Origin of the sequence: Halorientalis pallida (assembly GCF_004118325.1) — an archaeon.
GTDB lineage: Archaea > Halobacteriota > Halobacteria > Halobacteriales > Haloarculaceae > Halorientalis > Halorientalis pallida.
The window spans coordinates 1-21452 of sequence record NZ_RDFA01000007.1 but is presented as its reverse complement, the minus strand read 5'-3'; the positions used below and the strand labels follow the sequence as shown (position 1 = coordinate 21452).

Here is a 21452-nt window from a genome sequence, read left to right as displayed (position 1 = left end):
AGTCGAATCCGGAAAACATTCAACGGGGTCGGCAAGACTGGCAAGCAAGACTGGTGACGACAGACGATACAGCTCCGGCAGTGGTAGCTGCCGACCTCGCGGGCGCCGTGCCCGACCTCGGGGATCTACTGAACGGGTACGCGGTCGAACGGGTAGCGACGGTCGCGGCGCTCCGTCGGGTAGTGGCGGACACCAGACCCGACTGCGTCGTCGTGACCTGCGACGGGCCGAACGGCGCGTGGCGACGCGGCGTGGCCGCCGTCTGCGCCGTCGAACCGGCGCTTCCCGTCGTCCTGGTCGCGTCGGACGGAAGCGAGCGGCTGGCGGCCGCGGCGGTCGAGGCCGACGTGGCCGCGTACGTCAACCTCGCGGCGGAGTCGGATCCGGGCGGTCGGCTCGCGGCGGCGGTCGAGGCGGCCGTCGAGCGCGGGTCCGGGGACGGTCCCACGGGGAACGGTTCCGACGCCGAACAGGCACGGATCGACCACTACCGAACGCTCGTCGAGACCGCCGGCGATCCGATGTACGTGCTCGACGCGGACGGGACCCTCCAGATGTACAACGGGGCCATGGCCGAGCGGGTGGGCTACGAGAGCGGGGACCTCGTGGGTTCGAGCGTCGAACGGTTCACGACGCCGGACTCGGTGGCGACCGCCGACGCGGCCCTGCAGCGCCTGTTCGCGAACGGCGGCGGGACACACGAGACCGTCGAGATCGACCTGGTCACCGCGGCCGACGAGCGAGTGCCCTGCGAGGTGTCGCTCGCGCCCATCCGGGACGACGATGGGGCGTTCGCCGGGTCGGTCGGCGTCGTCCGCGACATCAACCGGCGGACCCGCAAACGGGAACTCGAACGCTACAAGCGGATCTTCGAGACCGTCCCCGACGTGCTCTTCGTGTTCGATGCCGACGGGATCGTCGAGACGACCAACGAGCGCGCCACGGAGGTGTTCGGGATCGACCGGGCGGACCTGATCGGGCGGTCCTACGCCGAGCTGCTCGACGCGGAGGTGTTCGGCTGGGAGGCGGTCAACCGCTACCTGGAGACGGTCGCCCGGCTCCTCGATTCCGACACCGACGCGCCGGGGCGGTTCGAGGTCACGCTGACGACACCCGACGGACGGGACCGGACCTACGAGGTCCACGTCACGCTCCGGTCGGTCGACGGGGAGTTCCACGGCACCGTCGGCGTCATGCGCGACATCACCGAACGGACGCGCCGGGAGGCGGAACTCGAACGGCAGAACGAGCGGCTCGAACGGTTCGCCAGCGTCGTCTCCCACGACCTCCGGAACCCGCTCGAAGTCGCACGCGGTCGGCTGGAACTCGCCCAGGAGCACGGTGACGATCGCCACCTCGAACACGTCGACGGTGCCCTCGACCGGATGGAGACCATCGTCGACGACCTGCTCGCGCTGGCCCGCCAGGGGACCGCGGTGCAGGACACCCAACTGGTCCGACTCGACCGGACCGCCCGCGCCGCCTGGGAGGTCGTCGAGACGGGCGACGCCACGCTGACGGTCGCGAGCGACTGCCCCGTCCGCGCCGACGGGAGCCGCCTCCAGCAGCTGTTCGAGAACTGCTTTCGCAACGCCGTGGAGCACGGCTCCACGAGCCCTGACTCGCAGGCTCGTCAGGACGCTGTCGAGCATGGCTCGACAGGCAACCGGAACTCGCAGAGTTCCGGTGACGTTGCCGAGGAGACCTCGGCAGGCCATCGGACAGAGTCCGATGACGCCGTGGAACACGGCGACCGCGACGACGCCTCGGCCCCGACCGTCTCCGTTCGCGTCGGCCTGCTCTACGACGACGGACAGCCCGACGGCTTCTACGTCGAAGACGACGGGCCCGGGATTCCCGTCGACCAGCGCGACCACCTCTTCGAGTACGGGACCGCCGGAAGCGACGGTGGGATGGGGCTGGGACTGGCCATCGTCGAGGACATCGTGGACGCCCACGGCTGGCGGATTCGCGTCGCCGACGGCGCGGACCGCTCGGGCGCACGCTTCGAGGTTACCGGCGTCACTGTCCGCGAGCAGTGAACCCGGAAGAACGCTGCCGGGCCGCTACCGCGGGCGCTGTGGCAGGCGAACGCTGGACTCGCCGGGCCGAATCGTGACGCCCTCGGACTCGCGGGAGTCCAGGTAGTACGGACTGGAGACCTCGATCTGGAGGCCCAGCCGGTCACTCGTCGAGACGAACCGCTGGAGGGTCGGGAACTCGAAGTTGATTCGGGAGACGCCCGAGCCCTCGACCCGGTAGGCCTCCCCGATGCCGTTGATCGGATCGCCGTTCCGGAGCACGTTGACGAAGATGCGAGCCTCGGGGCCGTGCACGTCCAGCGACAGGTCGATCTGTGGCGTGCCGTACCACTCGGCGCGGTCGCGCACGTCCCAGGTGTAGGTGACGTTCGAGTCGTACCAGAAACTCCACTGCTCGATCCGGTCGTCGCCGTTCGCCTCCGCGTTGCCGAGGTCGTACGTGACGAACTCGGTATCGGACGGCGGGAACTGGTCTTCGGTCCGGAACTCCTCACGCTGTTTGAGGTAGGTGTTCGACTGCGCGATGTCGGTGCTCTCTCCCCGGAGGTGGCGGTCGAACCACGTGTTGGCGAGGCCGTTCATGTACCCGCGCTGGTCGAACGGCACGAAGATCTCTTCGGGGGCGTGGCCGCCCTCGTAGAAGGCCAACCGGGACTCGACGCCCCGGTCCTGCAGGGCCCGGTAGGTCCGGACGGCCTCGATGGGCTTGAACAGCGAGTCGTCCCACGCCTGCACGAGGAAGGTCGGCGTGTCGTAGTTCTCGAAGTAGGGGAACGACCGGAGTTCGTTGGCTTCGAGGATGCCTGGCGGCAGGTCGTTGGTCTGCAGCGCCTGCTCGTACCAGTCGTACAGCCGCGGGTCGATATTGGTGTCCGGCCCGATCAGGTTCGAGCTGAGCCCTCCGAGCCCGAGCAGGATCGACAGCCAGCCGATCTTGATGACGCCGTTGGGTGCCAGCGAGTACTGCAGGTCGTTCCAGGTGATCCGCGGGACGACCGCGTCGATCCGGTCGTCGGCCGCCGCCGCCGACAGCTGGATGCCACCGGCGTAGGAGACGCCGTCCATGCCGACCTTCGGGTCGTCGGTGGCGTCGAGTGCCACCTCCGGCCGGTTGGCCAGCCAGTCGACCAGCCGCTGGGCGTCCTTGATCTCGTTGGGCCCGTCGAGGCCGACGGTCCCCTGTGAACTCCCGAACCCGCGCGAGTCGTAGGTCAGGACGTTGTACCCCCGCTTGGCGTGGTATTTCGCCTTGGGTGCCGTCAGCGGTGATTCACGGAACGCACCCCACCCGTGGGTCATCAGGACCGCCGGCTGTGGCTCGTTCGCGTCGGGCGTGTACAGCGTCGCCTCCAGTTCCGTCCCGTCCCACGAGTCGATGGTGTAGTCCTCGGTGGTGACGCCCGACCCGAACGACGCCGTCGCCGTCCCCACACCGGTCGCGAGCGCCGTCAGGGCCGCCCCCGAGGCCCCGAGGAACCGTCGTCGGTTCACCCGCCCCGCATCTGTACCCCGTTCGTCCGCATTGCGATCCGCTCCCATGATACCCATCGACAACGTTCAAAAACGAATCCAATTAAGTGTTTATATCTGCCTGCTATTTTCGGCATTTTATATGCGATTAGGTGAAATTTTCTCGATCACAGCCGGTCGATATCGAGCGTCGCGTCGATGGCTGGCGTCGAGTCGTCCGAGAAGAGCGTCGAGGTCGAGACAGCGCGACCGCAGGCGGAGCGTGCCGACCGGACCCGAACGGACCAGTGGGGGTCCGCGGGGCCGGGATGGGCTACCGGGGACGCTGTGGGATCGTAATCCGTGAGGCGGCGGGGTCGATCGTGACCTCGCCGCGGCCCTCGGCATCCAGGTAGATCCAGTCGGAGATGTAGATCCGCAGATCGAGCGTGTCGCCGGCCGAGAGGGACTGCTGGAGCGGCGGGTACTCGAAGGCGATCCGGTGGCGCCCCGGCCCCTCGACCCGGTAGGGAGTTTATTTATTACGTTTTTTCGTTGTTGAAATTATACTGCGCCCGCGGCCGGACCCACAGCGTTTTATCCGGTGTCGCTCCCACGGAGAGGTATGACCGAGGCGACGGGTATCGTCGGGGAGTTTCTCGCCCTCAAAGAGGAGACGGAGGCGGATCTGCTGGCGATGCAGTGTGGCGACTTCTACGAGTTCTTCGGCGAGGACGCCGAGACCGTGGCCGACGAACTGGATCTCAAGGTGTCACAGAAGTCCTCGCACGGGTCGTCTTATCCCATGGCTGGCGTTCCGGTCGACGACCTCACGCCCTACCTGACGGCGCTGGTCGAGCGCGGCTACCGGGTGGCGGTCGCGGACCAGCACGAGACAGCGGACGGCCACGAGCGGGCGATCACCCGCGTCGTGACGCCGGGGACGCTGATCGAGACGACCGACGACGACGCCCAGTATCTCGCCGCCGTCGTCCGCGAGGACGACGGCTACGGCGTCGCCGCCGCGGACGTGACGACGGGACAGTTCTTCGTGACCAGCGTCGACGGCGAGGACAGTGAGGGGGCGCTCCTGACGGAACTGTACAAGTTCGACCCCGCGGAGGTGCTGCCCGGCCCGGACGTGCGGGCCGACGAGGCTCTGCTGGACCGGGTCCGCGAGCGGACGACGGCGACGCTGACCCTGCACGCGGCGGAGTCGTTCGCACCGGGACGGGCTCGTCACACTGTCCGCGAGCAGTTCGGCGACGATACCACCGAGAGCGTCGGCATCGACGACGACACGGCGGCGATCCGGGCGGCCGGCGCGGTGCTTGCCTACGTCGAAGAGACCGGCCAGGGCGCGCTGGCCTCGGTAACACGCCTGCAGACCTACAGCGGGAGCGACCACGTCGAACTGGACGCGACGACCCAGCGCAACCTCGAACTCACCGAAACTATGCAGGGCGACCGGTCGGGCTCCCTGTTCGCGACCGTCGACCACACCGTCACCAGCGCGGGTGGGCGGCTCCTCCAGCAGTGGCTCGTCAGACCGCGGCGGTCCCGCCGGGAACTGGAGCGACGGCAGTCCGCGGTCGCGGCCCTCACCGAGGCCGCCATGGCCCGCGAGGAACTCCGGGAAGTCCTCGGCGGCGCGTACGACCTCGAACGGCTGGCCAGCCGGGCGGCCTCGAGGAGCGCCGACGCGGGCGACCTCCTGCGGGTCGCCGAGACGCTCGCACTCCTGCCCCGGGCGGCCGAGGTGATCGACGGGACCGAACGGTTGGCGGAATCGCCGCTGAGCGACATCGTCGCCGGGGCCGACCGGGATGCCGCCGCCGACCTCGCCGCCGAACTGGACGAGGCCCTGACCGACGATCCGCCCGGTACGGTCACGCAGGGCGGCCTGTTCCAGCAGGGGTACGACGACGAACTCGACGAGATCATCGAGCGACACGAGGCCGCCAAAGAGTGGATCGAGACGCTCGATCGGCGGGAGAAACAGCGTCACGGCATCACCCACCTGCAGGTCGACCGGAACAAAACTGATGGATACTACATCCAGGTCGGCAAGAGCGAGGCCGACGACGTGCCCGACGCGTACGAGGCGATCAAGACGCTGAAAAACTCCGAGCGGTTCACGATTCCCGAACTGGAGGCGAAAGAACGGGAGATCCTGCGCCTGGAGGAGCAACGGGGAGACCTGGAGTACGAACTGTTCCAGGACCTCCGGGAACGGGTGGCCGACCGGGCGACGCTCCTGCAGGACGTGGGGCGGGCGCTGGCGGAACTCGACGCACTCGGGAGTCTCGCAGCCCACGCCGTCCGCAACGACTGGACCCGGCCGGAACTGGTCGAGGGCCGGGACCTGGACATCCGGCAGGGTCGCCACCCCGTCGTCGAACAGACCACCTCGTTCGTCCCCAACGACCTCGCGATGGACGACGACCGGCGCTTCTTGATCGTTACGGGGCCGAACATGAGCGGGAAGTCCACTTACATGCGCCAGGCGGCGCTGATCACCCTGCTCGCACAGGTCGGGAGTTTCGTCCCCGCGGAGTCGGCACGGGTCGGGCTGGTCGACGGGATCTTCACCCGCGTGGGCGCGCTAGACGAGTTGGCCCAGGGCCGCTCGACGTTCATGGTCGAGATGCAGGAGTTGAGCAACATCCTGCACTCGGCGACCGACGAATCGCTGGTGATCCTCGACGAGGTGGGCCGCGGAACCGCGACCTACGACGGCATCTCTATCGCGTGGGCCGCGACGGAGTACATCCACAACCAGGTCCGTGCGAAGACCCTCTTCGCGACCCACTACCACGAACTCACGGGGCTGGCCGACCACCTGGAGCGAGTGGCCAACGTCCACGTGGCTGCAGACGAGTCGGACGGCGACGTGACCTTCCTGCGGACCGTGCGGGACGGCCCGACCGACCGGTCCTACGGGATTCACGTCGCGGACCTGGCCGGCGTCCCCGACCCGGTCGTCGAGCGCTCGCGGGACGTGCTGGAGCGGCTCCGCGAGGAGGAGGCCATCGAGGCGAAAGGCAGCGGCGGCGGCGAACCGGTCCAGGCCGTCTTCGATCTCTCGTCGGGGAGTTTCGAGGGAGCGGCGGCCGCGGACGAACGAGCGACGGCCGACGGCGGGGAAGCGGCCGGCGAGAGTGCAGACGATTCGGCGCTCGACCCCGAGGTCGAGGCGGTGCTCGACCAGTTGCGGGACCTCGACGTGAACGAGACGCCACCGGTCGAGTTGATGACGAGAGTCCAGGAGTGGCAAGCGGAACTCGACGGGGACGACGACTGAAGCGTGCCGGCGGCGTCTCGCGAGGCGGGTGGGATGGCCGGTCCGCTCGCCGCCCACTGATATACGTCCGATGTTCTGGTGGAGTGGCTTTAATTGGTGCCAGCCATTGGATATGGGCAGTGATACACAGTGTCAGCCGCTGAGACAGACACGGACGGGGGGGACGGGAACGTCGACGTCGACGCCGTCGTGATCGGCGCGGGTTTCTCCGGGCTCTACATGTTGCACAAACTGCGCGAACAGGGGCTGGACGTCCGCGTCTACGAGAAAGGCGCGGAAGTCGGCGGGACGTGGTACTGGAACACGTACCCGGGTGCCCGCTGTGACAGTGAGAGCCACATCTATTGCTTCTCCTTCGACGAGGGTCTGCACCGGGAGTGGGAGTGGAGCGAGCGCTACCCGGAACAGCCCGAGATCCTCGACTACCTGCAGTGGGTGGCCGACCGGCTGGATCTGCACCGAAATATCGCGTTCGAGCGGGAGGTCACGTCGGCGACCTACGACGACGAGACGGCGACCTGGAGCGTCGAGCTGGCCGACGGCGAGCGTGTCACGACCCGATACTTCGTCACCGCGGTCGGGTGTCTCTCCGAGCCGTTCCTGCCGGACTTCGACGGGCTCGACGCGTTCGAGGGCGAGTGGTACCACACGGCGCGGTGGCCCGACGGGGAGATCGACTTCGGCGACGACCACGTCGGCGTGATCGGCACCGGCTCGACCGGCATCCAGTTCATCTCGGAGGTCGGCGGCCAGGCCGACCACCTGACCGTCTTCCAGCGGACGCCCAACTACGCGGTGCCGGCCCGGAACCGGCCGCTGGAGGACGACGAGTACGACGAGATCCGCGAGAACTACGACGACATCTGGGAGCAGGCCCGGGACTCCCGCCTGGGCATGCCGTTCGACCACGAACACGAGACCGACTACGGGCTCTCCGAGGACGAGATCCGGGACGTTCTCGAGGAGCGCTGGCAGCAAGGCGGCTTCCGCTTTCTCCACAGTTTCGAGCCGGGGTCGATCCTGTCGAACCCCGAGTTGAACGAGGTGGTCTCGGCGTTCATCCGCGAGAAGATCCGCGGGAAAGTCGACGACCCCGAGACCGCCGAGAAACTCGTCCCGACGGACCACCCCTACGGCTCGAAGCGCCCGCCGATGGATTACAACGACTACTACGGGACCTACAACCGCGACGACGTGTCCCTCGTGGACGTGGACGAGCACCCCATCGAACGGGTGACGGCCGACGGAATCCGGACCACGGCCGATCACTACCCCCTCGACGTGCTCGTGTTCGCGACCGGGTTCGACGCGATGACCGGCGCGATCCTCGCGATGGACATCGAGGGGAAGAACGACCAGACCATCGAAGAGAAGTGGGAGGCCGGACCGCGGACCTACCTCGGCCTCATGACCAGCGGGTTCCCGAACCTGTTCACGATCACCGGGCCACAGAGCCCGTCCGTGCTGACGAACATGCCGCTGTCCATCGAGCAACACGTCGAGTGGATCGCCGACTGCATCAGGTACATGGACGAGCACGGCTACGACCGCATCGAGGCGCGTCGGGAATCCGAAGACCAGTGGGTCCAGAACACCAACATGCTGGCCGAGAACATGCTGTTCTCCCAGGCCAAGTCCTGGTACCGCGGCGCGAACGTCCCCGGGAAGACGCAGGTGTTCACCCCCTTCCCCGGCGGCCTCGACAATTACCGGGAGATCTGTGCCCGGGTCGCCCGCGACGACTACGACGGCTTCGAACTCGAACGCGCGTCGGGTTAACACCGACGGGTTCCCGGTCTCAGGCGGCCGCCGCCATCGCCCGCAGTCGCTCGATTCGCGCCGTCGTGGCCGGGTGGGACGCCCGGGCGAGGCGTCCGGCGTCGGGGCGGGTCTGCGGGAGGACGTTCAGCGCCGAGGCGGCACGGAGGTCGACGGTCGGTCGTGACGGGTCCGAGAGGGTTTCGAGCGCGCTGGCCAGCGCGGCCGGGTCGCCGGTGATGGCGGCGGCACCGTCGTCGGCGCGGCGCTCCCGGTCCCGCGTGACGATCACGACGGCGAGCCAACCCAGCGGCCGGACCACCGCGGCGAGGACGCGCAACAGCGCCACGTCGAGGTCGGGCCGGTCGATACCGGCGTCGATCTCAGGGTGTGACTGCGTGCCCGCAACGAGGTTGCGCGTCCAGAACAGCGGCCACAGGAGCCGGGCGACCAGCCCCGGATCGCCGTTCCGGAGGTGGGCGACTTCGTGGGCCAGCACGGCCCGCGTCTCCGTCTCGTCGAGGGCGTCCAGCGAACCGGTCGAAACGACGATCACGGTCTCGGCCGCGAGCGGTGCCGGGAGCCCCGGACCGCCGTCGTCCAGCAGCGGCACGGGATCCACGGTGTCGAAAACCGCCACGTCCCAGTCGTCGTCTCCGTGACCGTCGGCGGGTGGGCCGAGCACCCCCGAACCGACGGCCTCGTCGACGGCCTCGGGGTCCGACACGGTCCACCGGAGCGAGTAACAAAGCGGAGCGTCGGTCTCGACGACGCGCAGCGCCGGCACCGGGAGGGTGACCTGCTGGGCGAGGCGACGAAGCGTCGCGGCCGCGGTCGCTTCGGCACCGTTCGTCGCCGGCGGGCGGCCAGCGAGGTACCGCCCGGGCTCCCGCCGCAACCGTCGGCGAACGCCCGGACCGTTTCGGCGGACGAGGATGGCCAGCACTACCAGCGTCAACAGGATGAAAAAGCCGACGGTGAAGGCCAGTCCGAGGTCCCGTTCGGCGTTGGCCACCCCCGCGTACGTGATCGCCGCCGCGAACAGGGAGACCGGCAGCACGACCGCGACGAGGACGGTCACCAGATACACCACTCCTGCGGCCGCGACCCGTGTTGCCGAGCCGACCGTCTCACCCAGATCCGTCACCATACCCGTGTTTTCGCGCTCCGCGCCCTCAATCTTTCCGCTCGCGTGTCACGTTCTCGGCCGACCCGGGCGCTCGCTCCGGTCGGCGAGGCCACAGCCTTTGTCCCTGCCGCTCGCACGGTCGGTATGGCGTACATCTACGCGGAACACGAGATCGAGGACTACGGGCAGTGGGAGCGCCACCACGAGGACAACGCCGATCGGCGGGCGGCCCACGGGTCGCTGGGTACGCAGGCGTTCCGGCCGGCCGACGACGAGAACACCGTCGTCGTCCTGCAGGAAGTCGCCGACGACCGACTGGCCGAGGCGCTCTCCTACTACGACTCCGAGGCGTTCGCCGAGACGCTCGAATCGGCCGGCGTCGTCTCGGTGGCGGCGTCGGCGGTGCTAGCGAAGGTCCACGAGCAGGACGCGTGAGTCGGCTCGCGACGGCGGCTGGTGCCGGCGTCACCGTACGATTCCCACCCAGGAGCCGGCCTGTCGACCAGTGGATCGGGGCACGGGTTTTTGTACTTTACCCGCGTCTCTCACCAGAGCAGCGTCGAGAGACAGACTGGAGTGGAGACGAATGAGTGACGAACACACGAGAGAGAAGTCCGCCGCGTCGCCGCTACGATCGCTCGCCAGTGACCCGGATCTCGTCCGGTCGCTGTTCGGGGCCGCCGACACCGGTGTCGTCGTCACCGACGCCGACGACACCGTGACCTGGGCCGGCGATCGCGTCGGCGAGTACTTCGGCTTCGACGCCGAGGAGGCCGTCGGGACCGAGCGCACGGCGGTGCTCGAGTCGTGGATCCGGCCCCGACTCGAAGCGCCGGCCCGGTTCCCCGCCTCGAACGACGGGTGCGGACCGGACGGCACCTGCTATCACGTACTGGCGACAGAAACCTGCGAGGAGCGATGGGTCCGGCATCACGGCCACGAGGTATCGACGGGACCGCTCGCCGGCGGACGCATCGACCAGTTCGTCGACGTGACGGAGCGGCACGTCTCGGATCGTCCCGTAGACGATCAGCGGTACGAGACGCTCTTCGATCACTTTCCGAACGGAGCCGTCACGCTCGTCGACGAGTCGCTCCGGTACCGGCTGGCCCGCGGGGAGTTGTTCGACGGACTACCGGAGACGCCACGGAGCGTCGAGGGGGCGAAGGTGAGCGACGTCACGTCGGGTGACCGGACGGAGTTCGTGGAGACGTACCGCCGAACGCTCGCTGGCGAGTCGGTGACGACCGAGACGACGGTGGCGGATCGGGTCCTCGTCCATCGGACGCATCCCGTGTCGACCGAGGACGGGAGCGTCTGTGCGGCGATCGGGGTGACACAGGACATCACCGACCGGAAAGCTCGGGAACGGGAACTCCGGCGGAACAGGGAGTTCCTCAGGGACGTACAGGCCGTCGCCGACGTCGGCGGATGGGAGGTCGACTTCCGGTCTGAGACGCTGACCTGGACGGACGAGGTCTACCGCATCCACGACCTGCCGACGGACTACGAGCCGTCTGTCGACAGCGGACTGGCGTTCTACCACCCCGAGGACCGTGGGCGGATGGAACGGGCCTACGAGGCGCTCGCACGCGACGGCGAGCGCTACGATCTGGAGTTGCGAATCGTGACCGCCAGCGACGAAGTGCGGTGGGTCCGGTCGATCGGCAAGCCCTGGACCGACGAGGAGGGGCGCCTGGTCGGTGCGCGCGGTACCATCCAGGACATCACCGACCGGAAGACCCGGGAGCGGAAGCTCGAGGAGTCCCGGAACCGGTACCGGACGCTCGTGGAGAACGTCCCCAACGGCGCGGTCGCGCTGGTCGACGCGGACCTCCGGTACACGACCGTCGGCGGGACACCGATCGAAGAGGCGAGCACGACCCCGTCCGAACTGGTGGGACGGTCCGTCGAGACGGCCCTGCCGTCGGACCTCGCCACGCTGTTGGTGCCGAATTACGCCGCCGCACTCGACGGAGAACACAGGACGTTCACCGGATCGATCGGTGACCGCGACTACCGATTCCGGATCGTCCCGGTCCGCAGCGACGACGGTCGGGTCTTCGCCGCGATGGGCATGTCACAGGACATCACGACCGAAGAGCGCCGCGAGCGGGAGTTGCGCGAGGCGAAACAGCGCCTGCACATCGCCCTGGAGGAGACCGAGACCGGCGTCTGGGTACTCGAGGATGGCGACACCCTCAGGCCCTTCGGAACGATCACCGATCTGTTCGGCGTCGATCCGGGGACCGACAGCCTCGAGACGTACATGGAGCGGATTCACCCGGCGGACCGACCGGCCGTCGAGGACGGACTGCGGGCCGCACGGGAGGACGGAGCGCGGTTCGACGTGGAGTACAGAGTCCGGACCGGACGCGGCGACCGCTGGGTCCACGCTCGGGGGAAGGTCCTCGACGACACGGACGGACAGCGAATGGTCGGGGTCACGACGGACGTCACCGACCGCAAGCGACGGGTGGGGGCACTCGAGAAACGGGAGCGCGTCCTGCGGGAACTGCACACCGCGACGCGCGAGTTCTACCCGCCGAGTTCGCTCCCGGAGATCGCGACCTTCCTGGTCGAGTTCGTCGAACGTGCCTTCGGGTTCGGATACGTCAGCGTCAAGCGGTTCGACGAGGAGACGGGGCGGCTCCAGCCGGCGGCCAGGTCGTCGTCGGTCGACGCTCCGATCGCGCCGGGCCCCGTCGATCCGGGGGAGAACCCGATCTGGGAGGCCTACCGGAACGGTGAGTCCCGCATCTTCGACGGTGGGGAGATCGGAGACGGCACGCACGCCGCGCTGAACCAGGCGCTGATCGTCCCCATCGGTGACTTCGGGGTCACGCTGGCGTGCACCACCGGTGAGAGAGCGTTCGACGACGTGGACCTGGACCTCATCGAGGTGGCGGCGGCGAACGCGGAATCGGCCTTCCAGCGCCACCACAGCGACAGAGTGCGGACCGAGATCACACGGGAGCTGTCGACCCAGCAGACGAAAGTCGACGAGTTGCGAGGAGTGATCGACGTGATCCAGGGGATCCAGCGGCGGATCGCGGACAGCGAGAGCCAGGCGGCGCTGGACGCGGGCGTGTGTGAGGAACTCCGCCGGACGGAGCCGATCGATTTCGTCTGGATCGGGCGGCCGAGGGGACGGGACACGGACCTCGAACCGGTGGCGTGGGCGGGCGACGACGGCGGGTATCTCGATTCGGTCGGGACCGACGAGTCGGACGGTCGCGTCCCCGCACAGCGGGCGGCCGCGAGTCACGAGACGTACACGCTCTCGAACGTCTCAGAGCACGTCCTCGACGACGCCTGGGCGAAAGAAGCGCTCTCCGCCGGGCTCAGGTCGGTCGTGTGCATTCCGCTAGTCTACGACGAGGTGCTCTACGGCGTGCTGACGGCGTACTCGGCGACCGAAGACGCGTTCGGCCAGCTGTACGAGGACCTCCTCACCGACGTCACGTCGCTGGTGGTGAACTACAGTCGGATCCTCGAACATCGCTACGAGGCCACGAACCGGGAGTTCCTCGAACTCGAATTCGCGCTGTCCGACGCGACGTACCCCCTGCAACGACTCGCGACCGAGGCCGACGCGGCGATCCGGTACGACACGGTCGCCGAGAGTACGAGCGACGCGGTGCGCTGTCTCGTGACTGTCGAGCGCGGTGACGCCGAACGAGTACTCGAACGGGCGCGGTCGACCGCGAGCGTCGTCGACGCCGAGTGGTTCGGGACCGTCGAGCACGGACAGTTGAGTCTGTGGATCAAGCGGCCGTTTCTCCCGTCGGACGTGGTCAAACACGGCGGGCGACTGCTGGAATCGACGACGACGGCCGACGGGACGACGGTCCGCGTGGCGTTACCCGCGACCGCGTCCCCACGTCCGCTACTCGATTCGATCACGTCGCGGTACCCGGACATCGACCTGCTCGCACAGCGACAGACCACGAGCCCGGAGGGGACCGACACCGCGACCGTCACGGACCGCCTGACGGACCGCCAGCACGAGATCCTCAACGCGGCCTACTACGGCGGCTACTACGAGACGCCGCGCAAAGTGACGGGCGAAGATCTCGCGGAGAGTTTCGAGATCTCCAGTCCCGCGGTCTACAATCACCTGCAGGCCGCCCACCGGACACTGCTGGAGACGGTCCTCGATCCGGAGCACGGTTTTCGCTACTGAGAACGCAGGGTTAGACACGTAACCCCCACCGAGTCGTTCGGGGTTAACCTGTTAGTATCTCCTTTGACATGAGTAGACGGTGGGGTTCGAGCATGCGTCTACTGGAACGACTGAAGATCGATAGGCTGGATCTCCGGCCGAAGTTGCTCGCGGCGTTTCTCCTCGTCGCACTGCTCGTCGGCGTGACGGGGCTGCTCGGGTATCAGAGCGTCGGTGAGCTCGACCGGGAAGTACACGCCGTCGGCCAGGACGGGAAGGACATGGATCACGCGGCGATGATGGTCGTCGCCATCGAGAAACAGCAGGTCGCCGTACAGGCCGCACGGCTCGATCGTTCGAGGGCGCGTGCGGACTTCTACGACGCCACGGCACACTTCGAGGACGTCTCGACGGACATGGACGTCGATGGGGAGCAACGGACACGGCTCGACGAGTTACAGCAGACCCACGAGGAGTACGATCGGCTCGGTGCCGAGTTCTTCGAGGCGAAAGCGGCCGGCAACGACGAACTCGCCGACGAGAAGTTGGCCGCGATGGACCAGCTCCGGACGGAGATGGAGACACAGGCCCACGCGATCGAACGCGCGGCCCAGGCGGACATGGAGGCACAGATCGCGGCTGCCGACAGCACCGCGCAGACGACACAGCTGGAACTGCTCGCGCTCACGGTCGTGGCCTTTCTCACGGCGCTCGGGATCGGCATCCTCCTCGACCGCCACATCACGCCGCCGCTCGACCGCTTGGCCGAGTCCGCCGTGGCCATCAGCGAGGGGAACCTCGACACCGACACCCAGGAGCGCGAGATGGACGACGAGATCGGACGGATGGTGAGCGCCTTCGGCGACATGGAGCGCATCCTCGACGGCGTGTTCACGGACCTGCGTACGGTCAGCAGCGGCCTCGAAACCGGGACGTTACGACGGGACGTCGACACCGACTACCCGGGAACGTACGGTGACATCATGGCGAGTCTGGACGACGGGACCGACCAGCTCACCGGGAGTTTCGACGAGATCGAAACCGCCAGCGAGGCGTTCCGGCAGGGCCGGCTCGACCAGTCCGTCGACACCGACCGACCCGGCCGGTACGGGGCGATTCTCGCGGACTTCGAGCGCGGGACCGACCGGTTGTCCGAGAGTTTCGAGCAGATCTCGCGGGCCAGTGACGACCTGAAGCGGGGTCGGCTCGACCGGACCATCGATACCGACTATCCCGGTGAGTACGGGCGGGTCCTCGGTGACTTCGCCGAGGGCGTCGAGCGGCTGCGGGCCAGCATCGGCAGTGTCCAGGCAATCGCCGACGAGGTGGCGCGGTCGAGCGAGCAGGTGTCGGCCAGTGCCGAGGAGATCGAGGCCGCCAGCGAGGACGTCGCCGAGTCGATCGAGGAGATCTCACAGGGTACCGACGTCCAGAGCGAGCGACTCCAGACGGTCGCCAACGAGATGAACGACGTGTCGGCGACCGTCGAGGAGATCGCCTCCTCCGCCGAGGAGGTGTCGGCGACGGCGGGAACGGCCGTCGAACGCGGCGAGACCGGGCGGGAACACGCGGCCACCGCGACGGCCGAGATCGAAGCGATCGAGTCACAAGCCGAACGCGCCACCCGGAAGGTCGAGACGCTCGACGACGAGATGGCCGAGATCGGCGAGGTCGTCGACCTGATCGCGGACATCGCCGAACAGACGAACATCCTGGCGCTGAACGCTTCGATCGAGGCGGCCCGGGCGGGCGAGGCCGGCGAGGGCTTCGGCGTCGTCGCCAGCGAGATCAAGACCCTCGCGGGTGAGGCCAGCGACGCGACCGCCAGGATCGAGAGCCGGATCGAGACGATCCAGGGGACGACCGACGAGACCGTCGCGGGTATCGAGGAGATGACCGAGCGGGTCCGGACCGGTGCCGACACGATCCAGAACGCCGTTCAGATGTTCGAGGAGATCGCCACTGCCGTCGACGAAGCCGAACGCGGCATCACGGAGATCGGTAACGCGACGGACGATCAGGCGGCCTCGGCCGAAGAGGTCGTCTCGATGGTCGACGAGGTCTCGAACGTCAGTCAGCAGACCGCCGCCGAAGCGACGAACGTGTCCGCCGCGTCCGAGGAGCAGGCGTCCTCGCTGTCCGAGGCGGCGGCGAACATCGAACAGCTGTCACAACTCGCGGACGAACTCCACGACGACGTGGCCGACTTCGAGGTCGACGGTGACGACGAGGACGGCTCACCGACCCCGACGGCGACCGACGACGACGAGGATGGATCGTCGATCTCGACCACGATCGACGCGACCGGCCAGGTCGGACCGGCAGGAGAGCCCGATTCACCACCGACCGCAGCCGACAGTGACACCGCCCCGGCAGCGGAGACGGACGGCGGTTCGAGTCCTGCCCCCGACCCGGCGACCGAGTCCGACCGCTGACACCGGTGGCCTCGCGGACGCCGTCTACACTCCCACACAGCTATCAGTCGTCGCTGTGAGGTTCCAGCGATGACCGCGCCGCTTCCCACGGTGTCGGCGTACGGCGACGTCGCCCGCCTGCTCGACGCCCGGCGGATCCGGGGGATGGTCCGCGCCCTCCGTCACGACGTCGAGCAGTACGAGCCACCCGACACGCCCGACGAGGGCCTGGTCGCCGTCGCGCAGGGTGCCTTCGGATCGGTCGAGGACGCCGCCGAGCGCCTGCGCCGACTCGAAACACTGCTCCGGGACCGCGACGACCGCCGAGCGGTCTTCCTGACGATCTACACCCGCATGACCGAGCGCATCCGCGCGCGGATCGAGCGTGGCGGCTTCGCGGACGCCGAGTGGATGCGGGCCTACACCGCGGCGTTCGCGAACTACTACCGGCGGGCGTTCCTGGCCTTCGAGCGCGGCGAACTCGGGGCCGTGCCCGACCCCTGGCGGATCGCCTTCGGGACTGCGATCCGGGACGACGCCCTGGTGATGCAGGATGCCTTCCTGGGCATCAACGCCCACATCAACTACGACCTGGCGCTCACGCTCCGGGACGTGGGGATCGATCCCGACAGGGCGGCGAAGCGGGCGGACCACCGTGCGGTGAACGAGGTGCTGTCGCGCCTCGTCGACGCCCAGCAGACCGCGCTAGCCGGGGTGTACGCGGCTGGGGTCGCGGACGTGGACGACGCGCTCGGTCGGCTGGACGAGCGACTCTCGCTGCTCGGACTCAGGGAGGGGCGCGAGCAGGCCTGGCGGGTCGCCGTGGTTCTCACGGACGTGGGCTTCCCGCCGGTCGTGTCGCTGGCGCGGTGGGTCCTCCGGGCGACCGCGACCGGCGGGGCCGCGTTCGGCCGCGGACCGCCGCTCGATCCGGACGTGCTGGCAGAGTTACGACGGGTCGAGCGTGAGGGGGCCGACCTGTCCGACGTGCTGGACCGACTGGACGACGGGCTAGCGGGCGTCGCGTAATCAAAAGAGCCGTTCTCGGGAAGTGAACGAGATGTGGCCCCAGGTTGGGCAGGTGTGAATAAAACCGGATCGACGGGGGCCGGACTCGCCGCGCTCGATGGCGGAGACCGTCACCGGTACTCGTCGGTCACATCGACGAGGTTGACGACGCCCTCGGGGACTCGGTAGGCGGCGACGACCTCGCGGTCGGCGTCGGGCGAGTCGACGGTCTTGTCCACGGAGTAGCCGACGTAGGTACACTCCTCGGGGGTGAACTCGACGACGGAGTAGCCCCAGTTGTGGCTGTCGAAGAACTCGATGTGTGGGTTCATGCCGGTGACGAGGTTCGAGACCAGCGGTTCGGTAATCTTGCCGCGGACGCCGTCGGTGAGGTGGAGCGCTTCGGCGGCGTTGAGCGAGGTCAGCGCGGGCGTCATGAACTCGACGCCGATAGGTTCGCCCTGCGCGACGCCGGTGCCACCGGTGACCCGGCCCGGATAGGAGGCCTGCACGTACGCGGCGACGTAGCAGTGCATGTCGCCGGTGAGGGTGACGTAGTTGTCCACGTCGGCCGCCGCGATGGCCTCGGAGATGGTCTGACGCTCGCGGGTGTAGCCGTCCCAGCCGCCCTGGACGGGATAGACCGACAGCGGGCCGGAGCCGATCCGGAAGGGCACGGTCAGGACTTCGTCGGCCCAGACGGTCCAGGTGGTCTCCGATCCGGTGACGGTGTCGATCAACCACTCGCGCTGTTCGTCACCGAGCATGGTCCGGCCGGGCGGTTCGCGGTGGGGCCCGACGTTGTCGGGCGTGGGGATTGCCTCGCGGGGCGGGTCCCGGAAGAGCCGCTCGTCGGTCAGCACGAGGGTCACGAGGTCGCCGAACTCGAAATCGCGCCAGAGCTGGAACCGGTCCTGCAGGGAGTCGCCAGCGGGATCGTAGTCGATGCGGGCGGGCATGAACTCCCACCAGGCGTGCATCGCGTCGGCGGTGAGCTGGGTCATGAACGCCGGGTCGTCGCCGCGGGGGTGGTCGCCGGCCGGCGCGTCGGTCTCGGCGTCCCAGTAGATGTCGTTGACCATCTCGTGGTCGTCCCAGCCGGCGATCAGCGTGTGGGATTCCAGGGCCGCCTGCAGGAAGTCGTCGGCACGGTAGGTCCGGTAGAGATAGCGGTAATCCTCGAGGGTTCGCACACGGTCGTAGCCGCTGGGGAGGTCGAAGTCCCGACCCTCGAACTCGGGCGAGCCCAGCCCCTTGAACTCGCCGGCACCGGACTCGTAGATGAAGTCACCGAGGTGGACGAGAAAGTCCAGGTCCGCCTCGGCGACGTAGTGGTAGGCCGGGAAGTAGCCGTTGAGGTAGTTCTGACACGTGAGGACGGCGACCCGGAGCGAGTCGGGCGAGGCGTCGGGCGCAGGTAGGGTCTGACACCGCCCGGGTCGGCTGGCGACGCCGTCGTAGACGAAGCGGTAGTGGTACTCGCTGTCGGGCTCGAGGTGGCCGTCGAGGTCGACTTTGACAGTGTAGTCGTGGGCGAGGATCGACTCGGCGTCGTCGACCAGGCCGCGGTAGACGGGGTCGGTGAACCCGGGATCGGTCGCGACTTCGAGGGCGAGCGTGCGGTCGGGGTCGAAACTGTCCGGTGCGACGCGCGTCCAGCAGATGACACCCTCCGGCGTGGGGCCGCCGCTGGCGACCGACTGGGGGAAGGTGTCGTCGGGGTCGGCGTCGGGGTCGAACTCGAAGGGATCGCTCTCGCCGGTCTCCTCGGCGGCGACGGCGAAGGCCAGGTCGTGGGAGTCCAGTTCCGAGAGCAGTTCGGCGTGGTCGTCGGGGCCGCGTGCCGGTTCGTCGCGCCCGTCGAGCGCGTCTCGACCTACCATACCCGCCCTGGGCGGCGGGGGGCAATCGGAGTTTCGGCCGCCGGGTCACTCCGCGTCGGGCATCCGGACGGTGAGCACGGGGACCGAGGCCGTCCGGACGAGTTTCTCGGCGACGCTGCCCAGCAGGTACCGGTCCAGCCCGCTCCGGCCGTGGGTCCCCATCACGATCAGGTCGATCCGTTCGTCCTCGGCGTAGGACTCGATCGCGTCGTGCGCTCGGCCCTCCAGCATGGCCGTCTGCGTGTCCTCCACTCCGGCCTTGCTCGCGGCCGCCGTCACGGTCTCGACGGCGGTCTGGGCCCGGTTCTGGAGCTGGTCCATGATCACGTCGAACTGCACGTCGGGGGCCATCGCACCGGTGTCGACGACCGACACGGCGTGTAGTTCCGCGCCGTAGGTCGTCGCGAGGTCCGTCGCGCAGTCGACGGCCACGCTGGCCCCGTCGCTCCCGTCGGTCGGGACGAGGATGCGCTCGTAGGGAACCGATCCGACGTCGACCTCCGCGGGGTGGACGCTGAGGACCGGCACGTCCGACAGCCGGACGACCTTCTCGGCGACGCTACCCAGCAGGTAGCGGCGCACGCCGGTCCGACCGTGGGTCCCCATCACGAGCAGGTCGGCTCCCGCTTCGTCGGCGTAGTCCAGAATCTCCTCGCTCGGGATGCCGGCCCGGACGACCGCCTCGATCGGCATGTCGAAGTCGGCGTCGTCGAGGGACTCTTTCAGTTCCGTCCGGGCTGCCTGTGTGCGCTCGTCGTCCTCGGAGTCACCGTCGAGTTCGCGTGTGTCGACGACGTTCAAGACGGTGACGGTCGCGCCGTATCGGGTCGCCAGGTCGGCGGCCTGTTCGATCGCCCGCCGCGCCGGGTCGCTGCGGTCGGTCGGCACCAGGATCCGTTCGAACATCGTATTCACCTATCGACGGGCAGCCGTATAGGTGTAGCCCGATTCGGCGCGTCCCCGCGTCGCCCGGCGACGGGGTCGGGATTTAGGTACGTCGCGGTGTCACGTCCGGGTATGGTCGCCGTCCGCAGACTCGTCATCGACGTGTTGAAGCCACACGAACCGTCGTTGCTCGCGTTCACCGAACAGATCGCCGCCGTCGACAGCGTCGAGGGCGCTACCGGCTCGCTGATCGAACTCGATCAGGAAGTGCAGAACGTCAAGCTCACCGTCGAGGGGACGGATCTGGACTTCGACGACCTCGAATCGACCGTCGAGGAACTCGGTGGGACCGTCCACTCCGTCGACGAGGTGGGCTGTGGCGACACGCTCGTCGAGGAGCGACCGACCCACCAGGACGGGTGATCGCGGTGGAGCTGGGCCAGCGTGTCCGTCGCCTGCTGGGCAACGAGGACGTACTGTCGATCTCGCGGCGGTATTTCGTCTCCAACGGGTTCGACGGCACCCTGACGTGCATCGGCGTCGTCATCGGCGCGGTCCTCTCCGGCGTCACGGAGGGGTTCACCGTCGTCAAGATCGGCCTGGGCGCGGCGGTGGGCCTGGGTACGTCGGCCGTCTGGAGCGTCTGGGAGATCGAACGCGCCGAGACGCGCGCGGAGATCAGGCGCATCGAGCGCGCGATGCTGACCGACCTCGACGACACGCGCATCGAGAGCCAACAGCGAGGGGCGCGCCTGCTCCACGCCACGTCGAGCGGCCTCGGCCCACTGATCGGGGTGCTCGTCCCGCTGTCGCCGTTCGTCGTCGCCGGGACGGACGCGATCCTGACGATGTTCGAGGCGGCCATCGTGGCCGTCGTCCTCGGCGTCGGCGTCCTGAGCACGTTCGGTGCCTACATGGGCTCGATCTCGGGCCAGCGGTGGTACGTCTCGGCCGCCCGGATGGGACTGGCCGGGTTAGTGGTGGCGCTGCTAAATCTCGTTTTGCCCGGCTAATCGTCCGGACCACTCCGTGGGGACGTCTCCGACTCGTCGTCTCCGCCGTCGGTCACCGGCAGTCGGTCGATTTTCGTTCCGAGCCAGTCGAATTCGCGGGTAAACAGGCCGTTCTGTCGGAGATTCCACGGATCGTCGTCACGGACCTGTGGCCCTTCGAGCCACGACTGGACGACGTTCCAGACGAAGATCAGCTGACCGATCAGGAGAAAGAGTGCACCGAGCGTGGCCACCTGGTGTAGCGTCGTGATACTGGAAAGCGGCGCGATCGCCGAATCCAGCTCGTAGGAGGCATACCGGCGTGGCATACCCAGGTACCCGAGCGCCAGCATGGCGAAGAACGTGACGTTGGTGCCGATCATCGACAACCAGAAGTGCCACTTCGCCAGCGTGCGCTGGTAC

Annotated in this window: 14 protein-coding genes; 9 read left to right on the top strand and 5 right to left on the bottom strand. The window is 68.2% G+C overall.

The window, feature by feature from the left end; genetic code table 11:
* Nucleotides 1-80: 80 nt before the first annotated feature.
* Entirely contained in the window at nt 81-2042 is a 1962-nt protein-coding gene (locus tag EAF64_RS17195; RefSeq protein WP_129070216.1) for a PAS domain S-box protein, read from the top strand.
* A 24-nt stretch (nt 2043-2066) separates the two neighbouring features.
* Here EAF64_RS17195 and EAF64_RS17190 read toward each other — a convergent pair whose 3' ends face one another.
* A complete protein-coding gene (locus EAF64_RS17190) occupies nt 2067-3590 on the bottom strand; it encodes an alpha/beta hydrolase family protein (RefSeq protein ID WP_129070215.1) in 1524 nt (507 codons plus the stop codon).
* Nucleotides 3591-4116: 526 nt separating this feature from the next.
* Between EAF64_RS17190 and mutS the strand changes: the two genes are divergently transcribed.
* Together mutS and EAF64_RS17180 are read left to right on the top strand one after the other, a co-directional pair.
* Entirely contained in the window at nt 4117-6795 is a 2679-nt protein-coding gene (mutS, locus tag EAF64_RS17185) for a DNA mismatch repair protein MutS (protein WP_129070214.1), read from the top strand.
* Nucleotides 6796-6924: 129 nt separating this feature from the next.
* Nucleotides 6925-8574, top strand: a complete 1650-nt coding sequence (locus tag EAF64_RS17180) for a flavin-containing monooxygenase (RefSeq protein WP_227739036.1) — start codon at nt 6925-6927, stop codon at nt 8572-8574.
* Nucleotides 8575-8593: 19 nt separating this feature from the next.
* Here the strand turns inward: EAF64_RS17180 and EAF64_RS17175 are convergent, their stop codons facing one another.
* Nucleotides 8594-9703: a M48 family metallopeptidase gene (locus tag EAF64_RS17175; protein ID WP_129070213.1), complete on the bottom strand. Its 1110-nt coding sequence runs from the start codon at nt 9701-9703 to the stop codon at nt 8594-8596.
* Between the two features lie 123 nt (nt 9704-9826).
* Here EAF64_RS17175 and EAF64_RS17170 point away from each other — a divergent pair, with 123 nt between their 5' ends.
* The 4 genes from EAF64_RS17170 to EAF64_RS17155 all read left to right on the top strand — a co-directional run bounded on the left by EAF64_RS17170 (nt 9827) and on the right by EAF64_RS17155 (nt 17290).
* Nucleotides 9827-10117, top strand: coding sequence for a cyclase (locus EAF64_RS17170; protein ID WP_129070212.1), 291 nt, complete (start codon nt 9827-9829; stop codon nt 10115-10117).
* Nucleotides 10118-10268: 151 nt separating this feature from the next.
* Complete coding sequence (locus EAF64_RS17165) at nt 10269-13868, top strand: PAS domain-containing protein (RefSeq protein WP_129070211.1); 3600 nt, start codon at nt 10269-10271, stop codon at nt 13866-13868.
* Nucleotides 13869-13960: 92 nt separating this feature from the next.
* Nucleotides 13961-16282: a methyl-accepting chemotaxis protein gene (locus EAF64_RS17160; protein ID WP_193767740.1), complete on the top strand. Its 2322-nt coding sequence runs from the start codon at nt 13961-13963 to the stop codon at nt 16280-16282.
* Between the two features lie 69 nt (nt 16283-16351).
* Entirely contained in the window at nt 16352-17290 is a 939-nt protein-coding gene (locus EAF64_RS17155; RefSeq protein ID WP_129070209.1) for a DUF5995 family protein, read from the top strand.
* Between the two features lie 110 nt (nt 17291-17400).
* On the opposite strand, the gene EAF64_RS17150 is transcribed toward EAF64_RS17155, so the two are convergent.
* Both EAF64_RS17150 and EAF64_RS17145 read right to left on the bottom strand, forming a co-directional pair.
* A complete protein-coding gene (locus EAF64_RS17150; RefSeq protein ID WP_129070208.1) occupies nt 17401-19152 on the bottom strand; it encodes an alkaline phosphatase D family protein in 1752 nt (583 codons plus the stop codon).
* A 45-nt stretch (nt 19153-19197) separates the two neighbouring features.
* A complete protein-coding gene (locus EAF64_RS17145; RefSeq protein WP_129070207.1) occupies nt 19198-20058 on the bottom strand; it encodes a universal stress protein in 861 nt (286 codons plus the stop codon).
* 111 nt (nt 20059-20169) lie between these two features.
* Here EAF64_RS17145 and EAF64_RS17140 point away from each other — a divergent pair, with 111 nt between their 5' ends.
* Nucleotides 20170-20460, top strand: coding sequence for a DUF211 domain-containing protein (locus EAF64_RS17140; protein ID WP_129070206.1), 291 nt, complete (start codon nt 20170-20172; stop codon nt 20458-20460).
* 5 nt (nt 20461-20465) lie between these two features.
* A complete protein-coding gene (locus EAF64_RS17135) occupies nt 20466-21050 on the top strand; it encodes a VIT1/CCC1 transporter family protein (protein WP_227739051.1) in 585 nt (194 codons plus the stop codon).
* Here EAF64_RS17135 and EAF64_RS17130 read toward each other — a convergent pair.
* Nucleotides 21047-21452, bottom strand: a 406-nt coding sequence (locus EAF64_RS17130; protein WP_193767739.1) for a cbb3-type cytochrome c oxidase subunit I, incomplete at its 5' end; no start/stop codon positions are given. The two genes, EAF64_RS17135 and EAF64_RS17130, sit on opposite strands and share 4 nt — an antisense overlap.

Bases quoted from the DNA above. Each gene is read 5' to 3' on its own strand.
- mutS (WP_129070214.1), top strand. From the start codon at position 4,117: ATGACCGAGGCGACGGGTATCGTCGGGGAGTTTCTCGCCCTCAAAGAG.
- EAF64_RS17170 (WP_129070212.1), top strand. From the start codon at position 9,827: ATGGCGTACATCTACGCGGAACACGAGATCGAGGACTACGGGCAGTGG.
- EAF64_RS17145 (WP_129070207.1), bottom strand. From the start codon at position 20,058: ATGTTCGAACGGATCCTGGTGCCGACCGACCGCAGCGACCCGGCGCGG.
- EAF64_RS17165 (WP_129070211.1), top strand. From the start codon at position 10,269: ATGAGTGACGAACACACGAGAGAGAAGTCCGCCGCGTCGCCGCTACGA.
- EAF64_RS17160 (WP_193767740.1), top strand. From the start codon at position 13,961: ATGCGTCTACTGGAACGACTGAAGATCGATAGGCTGGATCTCCGGCCG.
- EAF64_RS17140 (WP_129070206.1), top strand. From the start codon at position 20,170: ATGGTCGCCGTCCGCAGACTCGTCATCGACGTGTTGAAGCCACACGAA.
- EAF64_RS17190 (WP_129070215.1), bottom strand. From the start codon at position 3,590: ATGGGTATCATGGGAGCGGATCGCAATGCGGACGAACGGGGTACAGAT.
- EAF64_RS17155 (WP_129070209.1), top strand. From the start codon at position 16,352: ATGACCGCGCCGCTTCCCACGGTGTCGGCGTACGGCGACGTCGCCCGC.
- EAF64_RS17150 (WP_129070208.1), bottom strand. From the start codon at position 19,152: ATGGTAGGTCGAGACGCGCTCGACGGGCGCGACGAACCGGCACGCGGC.
- EAF64_RS17175 (WP_129070213.1), bottom strand. From the start codon at position 9,703: ATGGTGACGGATCTGGGTGAGACGGTCGGCTCGGCAACACGGGTCGCG.